The sequence below is a fragment of the Rubrivivax gelatinosus genome (assembly GCF_016583785.1).
In the GTDB taxonomy this organism is placed as follows: Bacteria; Pseudomonadota; Gammaproteobacteria; order Burkholderiales; family Burkholderiaceae_C; genus Rubrivivax; species Rubrivivax gelatinosus_B.
On the sequence record NZ_NRRU01000118.1, the window covers coordinates 1 to 14,345 of the forward strand.

Genomic DNA, 14,345 nt, shown 5'->3' on the forward strand with positions numbered 1-14,345 from the left:
AAGTGAACTTCACTTCTATTTCCATGAGCGTTTAAAGTCACTAGGACCTCGAAGTCTTGCGACTTCTTGGCACTCGCCTTCAAACGCCCACGCTTATCGGCTGTATGTTGTTAAAGAGCTTCGCCGCCTTCGCAGCGCGCTGACTTGTTGTCAGCGAAGACCAAGATTATGACATTTTCTTAAAACTCTGTCAAACACTCGGCTTTTCTGCTTATCGTCGAAACCTTTTGAAGGGCCTCTCCGGTTGCGCTTCTTTCGAAGCACTTCCGTCGATCAGCGGAGCCTGTGACTGTAGCACGAGTCCAAATGCGAACGCAAGCGGGAGCGCCGAGAAAAGTTCAAAGATGGCACGCACGCCCTGCAAGGACGGCTTCGGTGGCGCACCTGGCGGGCCCGCGAGCAAGCTGCGTCAGCCCTGACAAGTGCCCAGGGGCCCGTGAACGATGCTGCGCTGCTTGGCAGCAGCATGAGGTGAGGCTGCTTGCGGAGTGGCCGCAGCACCCAACTGCGCATCGACAGTGCGAAACGTGTTGAGCGCGTCGTGCGCGCGCATGCGCCACGCTTCGTTGTCAGACACGCGGGAGAACTTGGAAGATGCCTCCTCCCTACACCGCCGCTCCATCAGTAGACCGACTTCGCTACAGGCAGCGCTTGCTTCTCGCTGCCCCGTTACGCGGGCACGGCTGGTAGCGGTGGCCGCCGTCCCGAGACGGCAGCGCCAACCGAACCGACAGCTCGCCCCGGAAGCGCTTCGCAGCGAGTCCACGTCGGCCAAAGCCGCGCTGAGTAACGATGACCACAGCAGTACCCACACTGAAGGCGCCCAAGAAGCGAGGCCCCAACCACAGACTCAGCCGCGTCGGAGCAACCCCAAGCCCCGGAACTTGACCACCACCCTCTGCCGCCCATGAGCCACCAAGCAGCAACCGATGCACTCACCCGCTCGTCACCCCGGCTAGCCCTCCCCTCGGCACGCCGGGAACTGGACGACGACGCAACACCCCGTCCCGGCGGCGCCCCTGCAACAGCGAAGGCCATCAGGTCGATGGCAGACCACGGCATTAGAGTGCGCACAGTCGTGCCTGGCGACCGGCCCCTGCTCGCACCCACTACACCAATGGTGGCGGCAGCAGTGACCGACCAGGCAGACCTGCTCGATCGGGACTGAAACCGCAGCGCGACAGCCTTGAACTCTGGAATGGTGACGGTGGCTTCATGGAGTTGTTCTATTACCGGGACCCCCACCTCAACTTTGGCGACGACCTCAACACCTACATGTGGAAGCGCGTGCTGCCGCAGGAGGTGCAGGACGCGCCCAACCTGCTGCTGATCGGGATCGGCAGCATCCTGAGCGACGAGTGGCTTGCCCGGTATGCGGACACACAGCAGACCGTCATCGTGCTCGGCACTGGAACTTCGTACGACCGCCCACCCCGCCGCACCGAGGGCTGGCACTTCCTGGCCGTCCGCGGCCCGCTGACGGCCGAGCTGATCGGACGCCCCGATGCGGCAGTGACCGACGGCGCGATCCTGTTGGCCGACACGCCAGCGGCCCGGGTTGTGGACCAGCCGGGCGACATCCTGTTCATGGTGCATCACCGGTCGATACGCAACTCGCCGTGGGAGGAGATCGCCGCAGCGGCCGGAATGCGCTTCGTCAGCCCGCAGCAACCGGTCGAGACGGTCCTCGAGGCCTTCTCGAAGGCCAAGCTCGTCGTCACCGAGGCGATGCACGGTGCCATCGTCGCCGACACCATGCGCATCCCGTGGGTGCCGGTGATCGTCTCGCCGGCCGTCGACGAGTTCAAGTGGCGCGACTGGTGCCTGTCGATGGGAGTGCCATACAAACCGACACGCATTCCCGCAGGTCATCTACTCGACACGAGCCACTATGCGGCCATGGCATCGGTTCTTCGCGACGCAGGCCTGTCAGGACACGACATGCTGGACGGCAAACTGCGCCGGCACGAGCTGGAGGCATATTTTGGCCAGCGCTTCTCACCGGAGATCAAGCGTCGCCTGCTGCGGCCGGTAGAACCGACGCTGTTCCACCGCGTGGCCAACCGTGGACGCCGGATGCTGAACCTCCCCATTCACCGGGCGCGCGCGGCGCGCGCGTTGGCCGCGACGGCGCACGGCGAAGTCTTCCTGAGCCGCGACGCCGTGTTGCAGGCCCGACTCGACCGCATGCGCGAAGCGGTGGGCCAGGCGCATCGCCTGGCCGTCCAGTACGCCTATTGATCACCACGGCGACATGCCGGATCGTCAAAAGGCATTGCAGGCGCGCCCTGCCCGCGCGCTGTCCCGCATCAGCACGGTGGCGATGGAGCAGGCCAGGCGTCGCGGGCGTTCCGGTCAGTTGATGCAGCCGGCTGGCCGGGCGCCGGCCTTGATGGTCGCCGTGACCAGCCTTCGGCCCTGTGCCGATATGCGCGGCGTTGATCGGCTTCGCGGCGATCCTGCCCGACTTGGCTCATATCGACGCGGCACCGCGCACGAGATCTGGTTGGGGCGAACGGTCGACGATCTTCCGGTTCAAGGCCGCTGCGACGCTTGCGCTGTCGCCAGCCTTCTCCGGCCTCCCGAATGCACATCACCGCGCACCGACCGGCGCAACGATTGAACCAGCAGGACACCCATGGTTGACGTCTCCGTCGTGATCCCCGCCTATCGGGCGGCCGGCTTCATCGGCCGCGCGATCCGCTCGGCACTGGCCCAGGAGGGCGTCAGCCTGGAAGTGATCGTCGTCGACGACGCCTGCCCGCTGGACAGCGCCGGCAGCGTGCAGGCCGAGTTCGGTGGCCGCGACGAGGTCAGGGTGATTCGCCTTGGGCAGAACGGCGGTCCGTCCGCGGCGCGAACGGCCGGGTTCCGCGCAGCACGCGGGGAGTGGATCGCCGTGCTGGACGCCGACGACGCCTACCTGCCGGGACGACTGGCCTTGCTGGTCAGCCAGGGCCGCGACCGCAAGGCAGACGTCGTCGCCGACGACGTGCTGTTCTACGACGCGGTATCAGGACAGACCGGGGGCCCGAACCTGAAGTCGATCAGCACGCCCCGGTTGATCAACGCGCACGAATTCGTCGATCGCTGCCGGCCCGGTTCCGGAGAACTGGACTTTGGACTGCTGAAGCCCATCTTCCGGTCCGCCTTCGTCCAGCCGCTGCCGGAGCTGTACCCGGCCGAGATTCGCCACGGGGAGGACTTCCACTTCTACTTCGCGCTGCTGCGCCAAGGCGCCGTCTTTCTCGTGCTTCCGGGCGGGGGCTACCTCTGGACCCAGCGCAACTCCGGGCAAAGCCAGACCCGCGCCGACTACCTGGGGCAGGCCGCGCACGCGCGCGCGTTGCGCGCCAGCGTTCTGGACGGCGATGCCCGCCTCGCAGCACTGCTCGAGGCCCGGGCCGTCGCCTTGACCGACCTCCACCACCGCAACCACTACCAGGCCGCGCGCAATAGCCGTCGTCCGCTCGAGGCCGCCGCGGTGTGCTTGCGGCATCCACCGCTTCTGCTGGACCGGCTGGCCGCGTTAAGGCGGCGCCTACGGCACGCGCTGGGAGGCTGAGCCGCACGCGGACGATTGAGCGCAGAGACAGCGCTCGGGCCCGACCGCGCATCGAACGGCCGCTATCGCCCATTCGGCCCGCGCAGCACAAAATCGCGCGACAAAGAAAAACGGGTTAGCCCTTTCGGAGCTAACCCGTTGATCTAGAACGTAGTTCTGGTGCGGCTGGCAGGAATCGAACCCACGACCCCTTGGTTCGTAGCCAAGTACTCTATCCAGCTGAGCTACAGCCGCGAAGAAAGAAACTATAGCACGTTTTTCCGATTAGTCCAGCCCTGCAGCGAAATTTTCGCAATCACGGGCACGAGACTCATCCGACTCCTCTCGCGCCAGGCGCGCCAGCAGCCGCCAGCAGCGCCGCCGGACGACGCTCGGCAGCGCCGACGACGACGCCGCCTGCTCCAGCAAACGGCGCGCCTTGCCCCAGAGCTGGCGCTCGGCATAGGCCATGCCGACGGCCACCAGCACCGCCGGTTCATGCAGGTACTCCTGCGCGGCCGACTCCAGCCGCGGCAGCCAGTCGGTGCCGATGCCGTCGGCGCAGTCCATCAGCGCCAGCGCGATCTCGTCACGCTCCTCGCGGCCGAGTTCGCCCAGCCGCTCCCAGAACGGCCGCAGCCAGTTGCGCGCCTCTTCGCAGGCGCCCAGCGCGGCCGCCCGGCGTGCCGCGCGCGCGACGACCAGCGCGTCGCGCCGGTCGGCGGCGTCGAACTCGTCCCACAGCCGCTGCAACTGCTGCAGGTCGTGCACGCCTTCGAGCGCCTCGAACGCGAGCGAACGCAGCAGCCCCTGCGCCGCGACCGGAGAAAAGCCCTGGTGCTTGGCCAGCAGACGCGCGGTGTGCAGCGCCTCGAGCGGGCGCCGCGACAGGCGGCAGGCCTGCAGCTTCAGGCGCAGCGCCTGGGTGCGCCGCGCGACACCCGGCGGCAGTTCGGACAGCAGGTCCAGCGCACGCCCGGCGTCGCGGTCGTCCAGTGCCCATTCGGCCGCCAGCAGGCGCGCACCGTCGTCGGCACTGCGGCCGCCGGCGACACCTCCCTTGCGGCCGGCGCTCGGCAGCTTGCGCAGCAGTTCGTCCCGGCGCGTGCGGTCCTGCAGACGGTGCAGGCTGCCGGCGGCCAGCAGATGGGCGAGCACCGAGAACTCGGCGTCAGCCTGCAGGCCTGCCGAGTCCTGCTGGATCGCGATCGCGCGCGTCGCCGCCTTGTGCGCGCGGCTGTAGCGCGCGCTGAAGTACTCCGACAGCGCCTCGCGCAGCGCCGCCTGGGCCGCCCGTTCGCGCCGCAGCGCACGCCACTCGCCGGCGCGCTTGGGCAGCGTCACCAGCGCGTTCACCGCCTGCGCCGCCGAGGTGAAGGCGAAGCAGCCGGCGACGACGACCAGCACGAACAGGTTCAGCGACAGGTCGGTGCGCCAGCCGCGCCAGTAGATCGTGACGATGCCGTCGTTGCTGCCCAGCGTGGTCGCGGCGACCACCGCGACGACGAACAGCAGCACCAGCCAGATGACGATGCGCATCGCGACTTTGCCTCGCGTCAGCGCCCGGCCGAAGCGGTGGCGATCGCCGCCAGCGTCGCGTCCGGACGCGGCACCGTCGCCAGCCGCGCCTGCGCCTGCACCTGGCGCACGAGCTCGGTCGCCGAGTTCACGCGCCGCGACGCCGGGTCGAAATAACGGTCGAGCGCGGCGAGCGCGTCGCGCAGGTCCGATTGCGCCGTGTCGAACTGGCGCGACAGCAGCGACAGGCGCGCGTTAAGCAGCCGCAGCTTGAGGTTCTCGCGCAGGAACCAGGCCTGCTCGGGCGCCACCAGCATCGCCTCGGGCTGCTCGATGCGCGAAACCCGCACCAGCGCGCGCACTTCCTGCCAGACGAGTTCGGCGACGCCCTTCCAGCGTTCGCTCCAGGGCGCACCCGATTCGGCATCCGACGGCGCCGAGGCCGGCGGCGCAGCCGAAGCCGGCGCGGACCTGGGCGCGCTCATGCGCCGCCTGTCGATCGAGGCCAGCAGCGGCAATTCGTCGACCGATCGGATGGCCTCGTCGAGCCGGATCGCCAGCAGCGCGATGTCGGCGACACCGGCAGATCGCGTGCGGTCCAGGTCCTGCGCCAGCGCGCGGCGCACACGCTCCAGGCGCGGCTCCTTGTAGCGCGCCAGACGCTCGTCGGCCTGCTTGAGCGTGATCACCAGCGGCTCGGCGCTGCCGGTGATCGCGGTCTGCTGCATCGCGACGCGGATCGCGTTCTCGACGTCGGCGAGCACGTTCTCGTCGCGCGACCGCGCCAGCGACTGGATCAGGTCCTCGAGCTGGCCGCGCTGGATGGTGGTCTCGGCGACACGCGCCTCCAGCACCGCCAGCTTGGCCGCCGACTCGTGGGCGACGTCCTGCGCGCTACGGGCGGCGACACGCGCCTCGGCGGCCTCGGCGCCGGCATCCTGCTGGCGCTTGACGAGTTCGGTTTCGAGCGCCTTCACGCGCTGCTGGGTGTTCCAGGCGAGCACGGCGGCGGCGGTGGCGAGAGCGGCGAGCACGGCGGCGGACGTCGCGATCCACCGCGCCGGCAACACGGGCACGGCAGCGGCGGCGGGCGGTGCCGCGGGCGCCGGCATCGGGGCCGGCGGCGCGGGCTCTGCGGAAGGGGGCGAGACGGGCTCGGTCACAAAGACGCCGATTGTATCGGCGGCCTGTGGCGCATCCATTCGGCCACGGCCTCGGGGGACGGCGGCAGCTCGTCTACGCAGCCGAAACCGGCCGCACGCGCCGCCGCGGCGATGCGCGGATGCGAAGCCACGGCGCCGGCCTGCGACCAGTCGGCCGCCGGCGCCAGTGCGCGCAGATGGCCGACCGCCTCGCTGCTGCTGAAGTGCCAGAGATGGGCCGCGGGCCGCGCCTGTGCCGCGTCGAGCAGCGCCTGCCCGGCCGCATCGGGCCGCGGCGGCAGGCGGCGGTAGGCGGCGACGAACTCGACCGTGGCGCCGCGGCCGCGCAGCGTCTGCGCCAGCCACTCGCGCCCGTCCTCGCCGCGCACGACGAGCACGCGCCGGCCCGCCCAGTCGCGGTGCTGCAACTGCAGCCACAGCGACTCGGAGTCGAAGCTCGCGGCATCGGCCGCCGGTTCGACCAGCTGCGCGCCGACGCCGGCTTCGCGCAAGGCCCGGGACGAACCCGGCCCGACCGAGCCGGCCAGCGTCTGCTCCGGCCATTCGCAGCCCGCGGGGCGGCGGGCGAAGAACTGCGCCACCGCGTTCGGGCTGACGAACATCACCAGCGCGTACTGCGCCAGCGAGTGCCAGGCCGCGGCCAGCGGCGCCGGGTCGTCGGCCGGCGCGATGCCGATCAGCGGCAGCGCGGCCGCGTCGACGCCCAGTTCCTGCAGCCGGGCCACCCAGGCGGCCGCCTGATCCGCCGGCCGGGTGACGATGACCCGCACCGTCAGCAGGCCGGCAGGTAGTCGCCGGCGCCGGCTTCGCGCAGCAGCGCCGCGGCGTGTTCGCCGAGCGCACGGGCGCTGGCTTCGTCGGTCGGCGTGCCGGTGACACGCACCTTGATCAGCGGGCGCGTCAGCTCGGTGCTGTGGCCGAGAGCGGCGTCGAGCTGCAGCTTGCCGTCGACCCAGGTGCCGAAAGCGGCCAGCGGCATCGAGCAGCTGCCGCCGAGCGAACGCGACACCGCGCGTTCGGCATGGCAGGCGAGGAAGGTCGGCAGGTGGATGGTCTGCGCCAGCAGCTCGCGCAGCCGGGCGTCGTCTTCACGGATCTCGATGCCGAGCGCGCCCTGGCCGGCTGCCGGGATCATCACGCCGGCGTCGAACAGCGAGCGGATGCGCTCGCCCATGCCCAGACGCTTCAGGCCGGCGGCAGCCAGCACGATGGCGTCGTAGCCGCCTTCGTCGAGCTTGCGCAGCCGGGTGTCGAGGTTGCCGCGCAGCGGCTCGATCTTCAGGTCGGGGCGGCGCGCCACCAGTTGCACCACGCGGCGCAGGCTGGACGTGCCGACGCAGGCGCCCTGCGGCAGCGCGTCGAGGTTCTCGTACCGGTTGGAGACCCAGGCGTCGCGCGGATCCTCGCGTTCCCAGATCGCCGCCAGCGCGAAGCCGGGCGGCAGGTCCATCGGCACGTCTTTCAGCGAGTGCACGGCGAGGTGGGCGCGGCCTTCCTCGAGCGCGGTCTCGAGCTCCTTGACGAACAGGCCCTTGCCGCCGACCTTGGACAGCGCGCGGTCGAGGATCTGGTCGCCGCGGGTCGTCATGCCCAGCAGCTCGACGGCAAGGCCGAAACGGTCGGTCAGCACGTCGCGGACGTGTTCGGCCTGCCACAGGGCCAGGCGGCTTTCGCGGGTGGCGATGATGGTTTTGGAGCTCATCGCGCGATTATCGGCAAGCCACGGCCCCGTGCCAGAATCGGTAATCCGGTTACTCAACCTGGGAGCTCCGATGCCGCGACCTTCCGCGCCCGCCGCCACCCCGCGCAAGCCGTCCGCCCACCTGGGTCAGGACGACGCCGCGGAGAAGAACCGCCCGCTGGTCGAGGATATCCGGTTACTCGGACGCATCCTCGGTGACGTCATCCGCGAGCAGGAAGGCAAGGAAGCCTACGAGTTGATCGAGCGCGTGCGCCAGCTCTCGGTGGCCTACCGGCTCAAGGCCGACGCCTCGGCCGGCCGCGTGCTCGACCGGCTGCTGAAGAACCTGTCGGCCGACCAGACGGTGAGCGTGATCCGCGCCTTCAGCTACTTCTCGCACCTGGCCAACATCGCCGAGGACCGCCACCACGTGCGCCGGCGCCGCGTGCACGAGCGCGAAGGCCATCTGCAGGAAGGTTCGCTGGCGCTGGCGCTGGAGCGGCTGCACGCCGCCGACCACCGCAGCGCCGACATCGCGCGCATGCTCGAACACGCCTACATCTCGCCGGTGCTGACCGCGCACCCGACCGAGGTGCAGCGAAAGAGCATCCTCGACGCCGAACGCGCGGTCGCCGAGCTGATCGGCCAGCGCGAAGACCTGTTCACCGACGAGCAGCGGCGCGAGAACGAGGAACTGTTGCGCGCGCGCGTCACCCAACTCTGGCAGACGCGCATGCTGCGCACCGCCAAGCTGACCGTCGCCGACGAGATCGAGAACGCGCTCGGCTACTACCCGAGCACCTTTCTGCGCGAGATCCCGCGCCTGTACCGCGACCTCGAACGTGCCCTGCCCGGGCATGCGCTCGCGCCCTTCCTGCGCATGGGCCACTGGATCGGCGGCGACCGCGACGGCAACCCCTTCGTCGACGCGCGCACGCTGCGCCGGGCGCTGGCGCGCCAGAGCGAGACCGCGCTGCGTTTCTACCTCGACGAGGTGCACGCGCTCGGGGTCGAGCTGTCGACGAGCGCGATGCTGGCGCCGGTGACGCCCGAGATGCAGGCGCTGGCCGAACGTTCGCCCGACACCAGCGTGCACCGCCTGGACGAGCCCTACCGGCGCGCGCTGATCGGCCTGTACGCGCGCCTGGCGGCGACGCTGCAGGCGCTGACCGGCACCGAGGCGCTGCGCCACGCGGTCGCGCTGCAGCCGGCTTACGCCAGCCCCGACGAGTTCCTCGCCGACCTGCGGGTCGTCGAACGTTCGCTGCGCCACCACCACGCGCAGGCGCTGATCGCGCCGCGGCTGGCGCCGCTGATGCGTGCAGTGCAGGTCTTCGGTTTCCACCTCGCGACGCTGGACCTGCGCCAGAGCAGCGACAAACACGAGGCCGTGGTCGCCGAGCTGCTGCGCGTGGCGCGGCTGGAAGACGACTACGCGGCGCTGGACGAGCCGGCGCGGCGCACGCTGCTGCTGCAGCTGCTGGACGACGCCCGCCCCTTGCGCGTGCGCGGCGCGGCCTATTCCGAACTGGCGACGAGCGAGCTGGAGGTCTTCGAGACCGCGCGCGAAGGACGCGAGCGTTTCGGCCGCGAGGCGCTGCGCCACTACATCATTTCGCACACCGAGGACGTCTCCGACCTGCTCGAGGTGCTGCTGCTGCAGAAGGAAGCCGGCCTCTTGCGCGGCACGCTGGACCGCGACGCCGTCGCCGACCTGATCGTCGTGCCGCTGTTCGAGACCATCGCCGACCTGCGCCAGGCCAGCGCGATCATGCGCGCCTATTACGCGCTGCCGGGCATCACGCAGATGGTGGTGCGCAGCGGCGCCGAACAGGACGTGATGCTGGGCTACAGCGACAGCAACAAGGACGGCGGCTTCTTCACCAGCAACTGGGAGCTCTACCGCACCGAGGTCGCGCTGGCCGAGTTCTTCGGCGCGCTCGGGCGCGAGCACGGCATCCGGCTGCGCCTGTTCCACGGCCGCGGCGGCACCGTCGGCCGCGGCGGCGGCCCCAGCTACCAGGCCATCCTGGCGCAGCCGCCGGGTTCGGTCGACGGCCAGATCCGGCTCACCGAACAGGGCGAGGTCATCGCCTCCAAGTACGCCAACCCCGAGATCGGCCGTCGCAACCTGGAGACGCTGGTCGCGGCGACGCTGGAAGCGACGCTGCTGCACCCGACCAAGAGCGCGCCCAAGTCCTTCCTCGAAGCCGCGGCGCAGATCAGCGAAGCGAGCTTCGGCGCCTACCGCCAGCTGGTCTACGAGACCCCGGGCTTCGTCGACTGGTTCTTCGCCGCGACGCCGATCCGCGAGATTGCCGAGCTCAACATCGGCTCGCGTCCGGCCTCGCGCAAGGCGACCCGTGCGATTGAGGACCTGCGCGCCATCCCCTGGAGCTTCTCCTGGGGCCAGTGCCGGCTGGCGCTGCCGGGCTGGTACGGCTTCGGCGCGGCGATCGAGGCCTTCCTGGGCGACGAGGCGACACAGGGCGCGCGGCTGGAACTGCTGCGGCGCATGCACCGCCAGTGGCCCTTCTTCCGCACCCTGCTGTCCAACCTGGACATGGTGCTGGCCAAGACCGACCTGCGCATCGCCGCGCGTTATGTCGAGCTCGTCGAGGACAAGCGTGCGGCCAGACGCATCTACGCGACGATCCGCGCCGAGTGGGAGCGGGCCGGCCGCGCGCTCGAGCAGATCACCGGCGAGAGCACGCGGCTGCAGGCCAATCCGTCGCTGGCGCGCTCGATCGAGCACCGCTTTCCCTACCTCGACCCGCTGAACCATCTGCAGGTCGAACTGATGCGGCGTTTCCGCCAGCGCAAACCCGACGCCGCCGCCGACGACCCGGCGCTGGCGCGGCTGCAGCGCGGCATCCACATCTCGATCAACGGCGTAGCCGCCGGGCTGAGAAATACAGGGTGAGGACGAGAAGACGTGCCTGCGCACGTCTTCTCGCTGCACCCTGGACGCGAGCTCTGCGAGCGGCCGGCTGAGGACGTGTGGACCTGCCTGCGCAGGTCCACACGCTGCAGCCGGGGCACGAGCTCTGCGAGTGCCGGGGTGAGGACGAGAAGACCTGCCTGCGCAGGCCCACACGCTGCAGGCGGGGCACGAGCTCTGCGAGTGCCCGGCTGAGGACGCCTCAGCCCTCCCCCAGCGCCTCCCGCACCGCGGGCAGCTGACGCCGCGACACCGCCAGCCACTCGTCGACCGGGGCCACGCGCACGGCCCTGCCTTCGTCGTCGTCGCGCGGCTCCAGCGCGCGCACGGCAGCCTTGGCGACGATGGCGTTGCGGTGGATGCGCAAAAAGCCCGCGCCCAGGCGCTGCTCCAGTTCGGCCAGCGGCTCGTCGAGCTGAAAGCTGCCCGAAGGCGTGCGCAGCAGCACCGACTTGGCCTCGGCCTTCAGATAGAGCAGCTCGGCCAGCGGCACACGCAGCAGCCGGCCCCGTTCGCTGACGACGAGCACCGGCCCGGCCGCCGGCGGCTGCGGTGGTGCTGCCGGCACGCGGCGCGCGGCGACGCGCTCCAGCGCCGCCTGCAGCCGCTCCAGCCGCACCGGCTTGGTCAGGTAGTCGACGGCCTCGACGTCGAAGGCTTCGAGCGCGTGTTCGCCGTGGGCGCTGACGAAGACCACCGCCGGCCGCCGCGGCAGGCCCTGCAGCGCCGCGGCCAGCGCCAGCCCGCCGCGGCCGGGCATGCGCACGTCCAGCAGCAGCAGGTCCACCCGCTCGCGCCGCAGCCAGGCCATCGCCTCCTCGGCGCTGGCGGCCTCGCCGGCGATGGCGAGCAGCGGCTGCGCCACCGCGCCCAGCAGCGTGCGCAGGCGCAGCCGTGCCAGCGGCTCGTCGTCGACGATCAGCACCGATAGCGGCGCAGCGGGCGTGGTCACAGCGGCAGCACGATGCGCGCGTGGTACTCGCGGCCTTCGCGCCAGACCTCGAGGTCGGCGGCCACGTCGTGCAGCAGGTGCAGGCGCTCGCGCACGTTGTCCAGCGCGATGCCGTGGCCCGGCGCCGAAGGCCGGTCGGCGACGGTGTTGCTGACGGTGACCACCGCCTGGCCGCGACGCTGCGCCGTCGTGATGCGGATGCGCCCGCCCTCGGCCGCGGGTTCGACGCCGTGGCGCACCGCGTTCTCGACCAGCGGCTGCAGCACCAGCGGCGGCACGCGGGCATGCCCGGCACCGGCGTCCAGCTCCCATTCGACGGCGATGCGCTCGCCGTAGCGCGCCTGCTCGATCGCCAGGTAGGCGCGTGCGAGCTCGATCTCCTCGGCCAGCGCGACCGAGTCGCCGACCTCGGCGAGCGCGACCCGGAACAGCTCGGCCAGGTCCTCCAGCACGCGCTCGGCGCGCGCCGGGTCGACCTGCACCAGCGCGAGCGCAGTGTTGAGCGCGTTGAACAGGAAGTGCGGCCGGATGCGCGACTGCAGCTCGACCAGGCGCGCGCTGGCGTCGGCCGGCACGGCGCTGCGTGCGCGCAGGTCCAGCCACAGCCACAGCAGCGCAGCGAAACCGGCACCGGCCAGTGCGATGCCGGCCAGGCGCAGCCCGCCGGCGGTGTCGGCGACGCCGATCGCGACCAGCGGCGCCCAGGCCGCCAGCGCGCAGACGGCGCCGGCCAGCAGCACCGTGCCGGCGCGCGCACCGGGCGACAGCCGCGCCAGCAACCGCTTCGACGAGCAGACCAGCACCAGCCAGGCCAGCGTGCCGCTGGCGCCGGCAAAGGCGCTGGCCGCCGCGCGGGCCAGCCAGTCGGTCGCGCTGTCGGCCTGGGCCAGCGAAACCACCGCCAGCACCGCCAGCACCAGCAGCCCGGCGCGAAGCGCCAGCGCCGGGTGGCAGACGTCGAAGGCCGAGGCCAGCCGCGCTTCGTCGCGCGCACGTTCGTCGGCCAGGCGTTCGAAACGGCTGGGCGCAAAACCGAGGCTGCGGCCCGCCGGCCAGGTGTCGTGCCAGACACCGTCCCGCGGCGAGTCGCCGCTGGTGGAGTCGGGGCCGGCGTCTTTCATCGCCGCCGGATAATACGGAGTCCCGCCGCGCCCGCGGCCCCTGCTTCCAGCCCACCCCCGCATGTCAGCGAATCCCCTCGACAACAAGTCCCAGGCCTGGTCGGCGCTGTTCAGCGAACCGATGAGCGAGCTCGTCAAGCGCTACACCGCCAGCGTCGGCTTCGACCAGCGCCTGTGGCGCGCCGACATACAGGGCAGCCTGGCGCACGCCGAGATGCTGGCCGCGCAAGGCATCATCGCCGCCGCCGACCTGGACGCCATCCGCCGCGGCATGGCGCAGATCGTCGAGGAGATCGAGGCCGGCCGCTTCGAGTGGAAGCTGGAGCTCGAAGACGTGCACCTGAACGTCGAGGCGCGGCTGACGCAGCTGGTCGGCGACGCCGGCAAGCGCCTGCACACCGGCCGCAGCCGCAACGACCAGGTCGCGACCGACGTGCGCCTGTGGCTGCGCGGCGAGATCGACGGCCTCTCGACGCTGTTCATCGAACTGCAGCGGGCGCTGGTCGAACTGGCCGCCGGCCACACCGAGACCGTGATGCCGGGCTTCACCCACATGCAGGTGGCGCAGCCGGTCAGCTTCGCCCACCACCTGCTGGCCTACGTCGAGATGTTCGCGCGCGACGCCGAACGCCTGGCCGACGTCAGGAAGCGCTGCAACCGCCTGCCGCTGGGCGCCGCCGCACTCGCCGGCACCAGCTACCCGCTGGACCGCGAGCGTGTCGCGAAGACGCTGGGTTTCGACGGTGTCTGCCAGAACAGCCTGGACGCGGTCAGCGACCGCGACTTCGCGCTCGAGTTCTGCGCCTTCGCCTCGATCGCGATGGTGCACGTCTCGCGCCTGGCCGAAGAACTGGTGCTGTGGATGAGCCAGAACTTCGGCTTCATCGACCTGGCCGACCGCTACTGCACCGGCTCGTCGATCATGCCGCAGAAGCGCAACCCCGACGTCGCCGAGCTGGCGCGCGGCAAGAGCGGCCGAGTCGTCGGCCACCTGATGGCGCTGATCACGCTGATGAAGGGCCAGCCGCTCACCTACAACAAGGACAACCAGGAGGACAAGGAGCCGCTGTTCGACACCGTCGACACGCTGCGCGACACCGTGCGCATCCTGGCCGAGATGATCGGCGGCATCCGCGTCAAACCCGAGGCGATGGAGCGCGCCGCGCGCCGCGGCTACGCCACCGCCACCGACCTCGCCGACTACCTCGTGAAGAAGGGCCTGCCCTTCCGCGACGCGCACGAGGTCGTGGCGCACGCGGTCAAGGTCGCGATCGGGCGCGGCGTCGACCTGTCCGAGCTGTCGCTGGCCGAGCTGCAGGCTTTCAACCCAGCGGTTGGCGACGACGTCTTCGCGGTGCTGACGCTGGTGGGCTCGCTGAACGCGCGCAACGTCGTCGCCAACCGCTGGGTTGAAAGCCTGCAGCT

General features: G+C 70.7%; 10 protein-coding genes and 1 tRNA gene. 4 read left to right on the forward strand and 7 right to left on the reverse strand.

The features are described 5' to 3' along the window. The first annotated feature begins 1,215 nt into the window (after positions 1-1,215). Together CKO43_RS22100 and CKO43_RS22105 are read left to right on the forward strand one after the other, a co-directional pair. Positions 1,216-2,241, forward strand: coding sequence for a polysaccharide pyruvyl transferase family protein (locus tag CKO43_RS22100; RefSeq protein WP_200379986.1), 1,026 nt, complete (start codon positions 1,216-1,218; stop codon positions 2,239-2,241). Positions 2,242-2,638: 397 nt separating this feature from the next. Continuing rightward, positions 2,639-3,565 (forward strand): glycosyltransferase family 2 protein, encoded by a 927-nt coding sequence (locus CKO43_RS22105; protein WP_200379987.1) that lies wholly within the window; start codon positions 2,639-2,641, stop codon positions 3,563-3,565. Positions 3,566-3,722: 157 nt separating this feature from the next. Here CKO43_RS22105 and CKO43_RS22110 read toward each other — a convergent pair. From CKO43_RS22110 to hemC, 5 genes are all read right to left on the reverse strand, one after another. After that, positions 3,723-3,799, reverse strand: a tRNA-Arg gene (locus tag CKO43_RS22110). A gap of 30 nt (positions 3,800-3,829) precedes the next feature. Continuing rightward, complete coding sequence (locus CKO43_RS22115) at positions 3,830-5,083, reverse strand: heme biosynthesis HemY N-terminal domain-containing protein (RefSeq protein WP_200379988.1); 1,254 nt, start codon at positions 5,081-5,083, stop codon at positions 3,830-3,832. A gap of 17 nt (positions 5,084-5,100) precedes the next feature. Next, positions 5,101-6,174 carry a uroporphyrinogen-III C-methyltransferase gene (locus tag CKO43_RS22120; RefSeq protein WP_200379989.1) on the reverse strand — a complete coding sequence of 358 codons (1,074 nt, stop codon included), beginning with the start codon at positions 6,172-6,174 and terminating at the stop codon, positions 5,101-5,103. 47 nt (positions 6,175-6,221) lie between these two features. After that, complete coding sequence (locus CKO43_RS22125) at positions 6,222-6,995, reverse strand: uroporphyrinogen-III synthase (RefSeq protein WP_200379990.1); 774 nt, start codon at positions 6,993-6,995, stop codon at positions 6,222-6,224. Between the two features lie 2 nt (positions 6,996-6,997). Beyond that, positions 6,998-7,927, reverse strand: a complete 930-nt coding sequence (gene hemC, locus CKO43_RS22130; RefSeq protein WP_200229116.1) for a hydroxymethylbilane synthase — start codon at positions 7,925-7,927, stop codon at positions 6,998-7,000. A gap of 70 nt (positions 7,928-7,997) precedes the next feature. Between hemC and ppc the strand changes: the two genes are divergently transcribed. Beyond that, on the forward strand, positions 7,998-10,829 hold the full coding sequence (gene ppc / locus CKO43_RS22135; protein ID WP_242481293.1) for a phosphoenolpyruvate carboxylase: 2,832 nt from the start codon (positions 7,998-8,000) through the stop codon (positions 10,827-10,829). A 220-nt stretch (positions 10,830-11,049) separates the two neighbouring features. On the opposite strand, the gene CKO43_RS22140 is transcribed toward ppc, so the two are convergent. Next, positions 11,050-11,799, reverse strand: coding sequence for a response regulator (locus tag CKO43_RS22140; RefSeq protein WP_200379991.1), 750 nt, complete (start codon positions 11,797-11,799; stop codon positions 11,050-11,052). Next, complete coding sequence (locus CKO43_RS22145; protein WP_200379992.1) at positions 11,796-12,920, reverse strand: sensor histidine kinase; 1,125 nt, start codon at positions 12,918-12,920, stop codon at positions 11,796-11,798. The genes CKO43_RS22140 and CKO43_RS22145 overlap by 4 nt, the downstream gene beginning before the upstream one ends. Before the next feature lie 61 nt (positions 12,921-12,981). On the opposite strand from CKO43_RS22145, the gene argH reads away from it, so the two are divergent. Next, a partial coding sequence (gene argH / locus CKO43_RS22150; protein ID WP_200379993.1) for an argininosuccinate lyase occupies positions 12,982-14,345 on the forward strand: 1,364 nt, incomplete at its 3' end.

Bases quoted from the DNA above. Each gene is read 5' to 3' on its own strand.
- CKO43_RS22100 (WP_200379986.1), top strand. From the start codon at position 1,216: ATGGAGTTGTTCTATTACCGGGACCCCCACCTCAACTTTGGCGACGAC.
- CKO43_RS22105 (WP_200379987.1), top strand. From the start codon at position 2,639: ATGGTTGACGTCTCCGTCGTGATCCCCGCCTATCGGGCGGCCGGCTTC.
- CKO43_RS22115 (WP_200379988.1), bottom strand. From the start codon at position 5,083: ATGCGCATCGTCATCTGGCTGGTGCTGCTGTTCGTCGTCGCGGTGGTC.
- CKO43_RS22120 (WP_200379989.1), bottom strand. From the start codon at position 6,174: ATGCCGGCGCCCGCGGCACCGCCCGCCGCCGCTGCCGTGCCCGTGTTG.
- hemC (WP_200229116.1), bottom strand. From the start codon at position 7,927: ATGAGCTCCAAAACCATCATCGCCACCCGCGAAAGCCGCCTGGCCCTG.
- ppc (WP_242481293.1), top strand. From the start codon at position 7,998: ATGCCGCGACCTTCCGCGCCCGCCGCCACCCCGCGCAAGCCGTCCGCC.
- CKO43_RS22145 (WP_200379992.1), bottom strand. From the start codon at position 12,920: ATGAAAGACGCCGGCCCCGACTCCACCAGCGGCGACTCGCCGCGGGAC.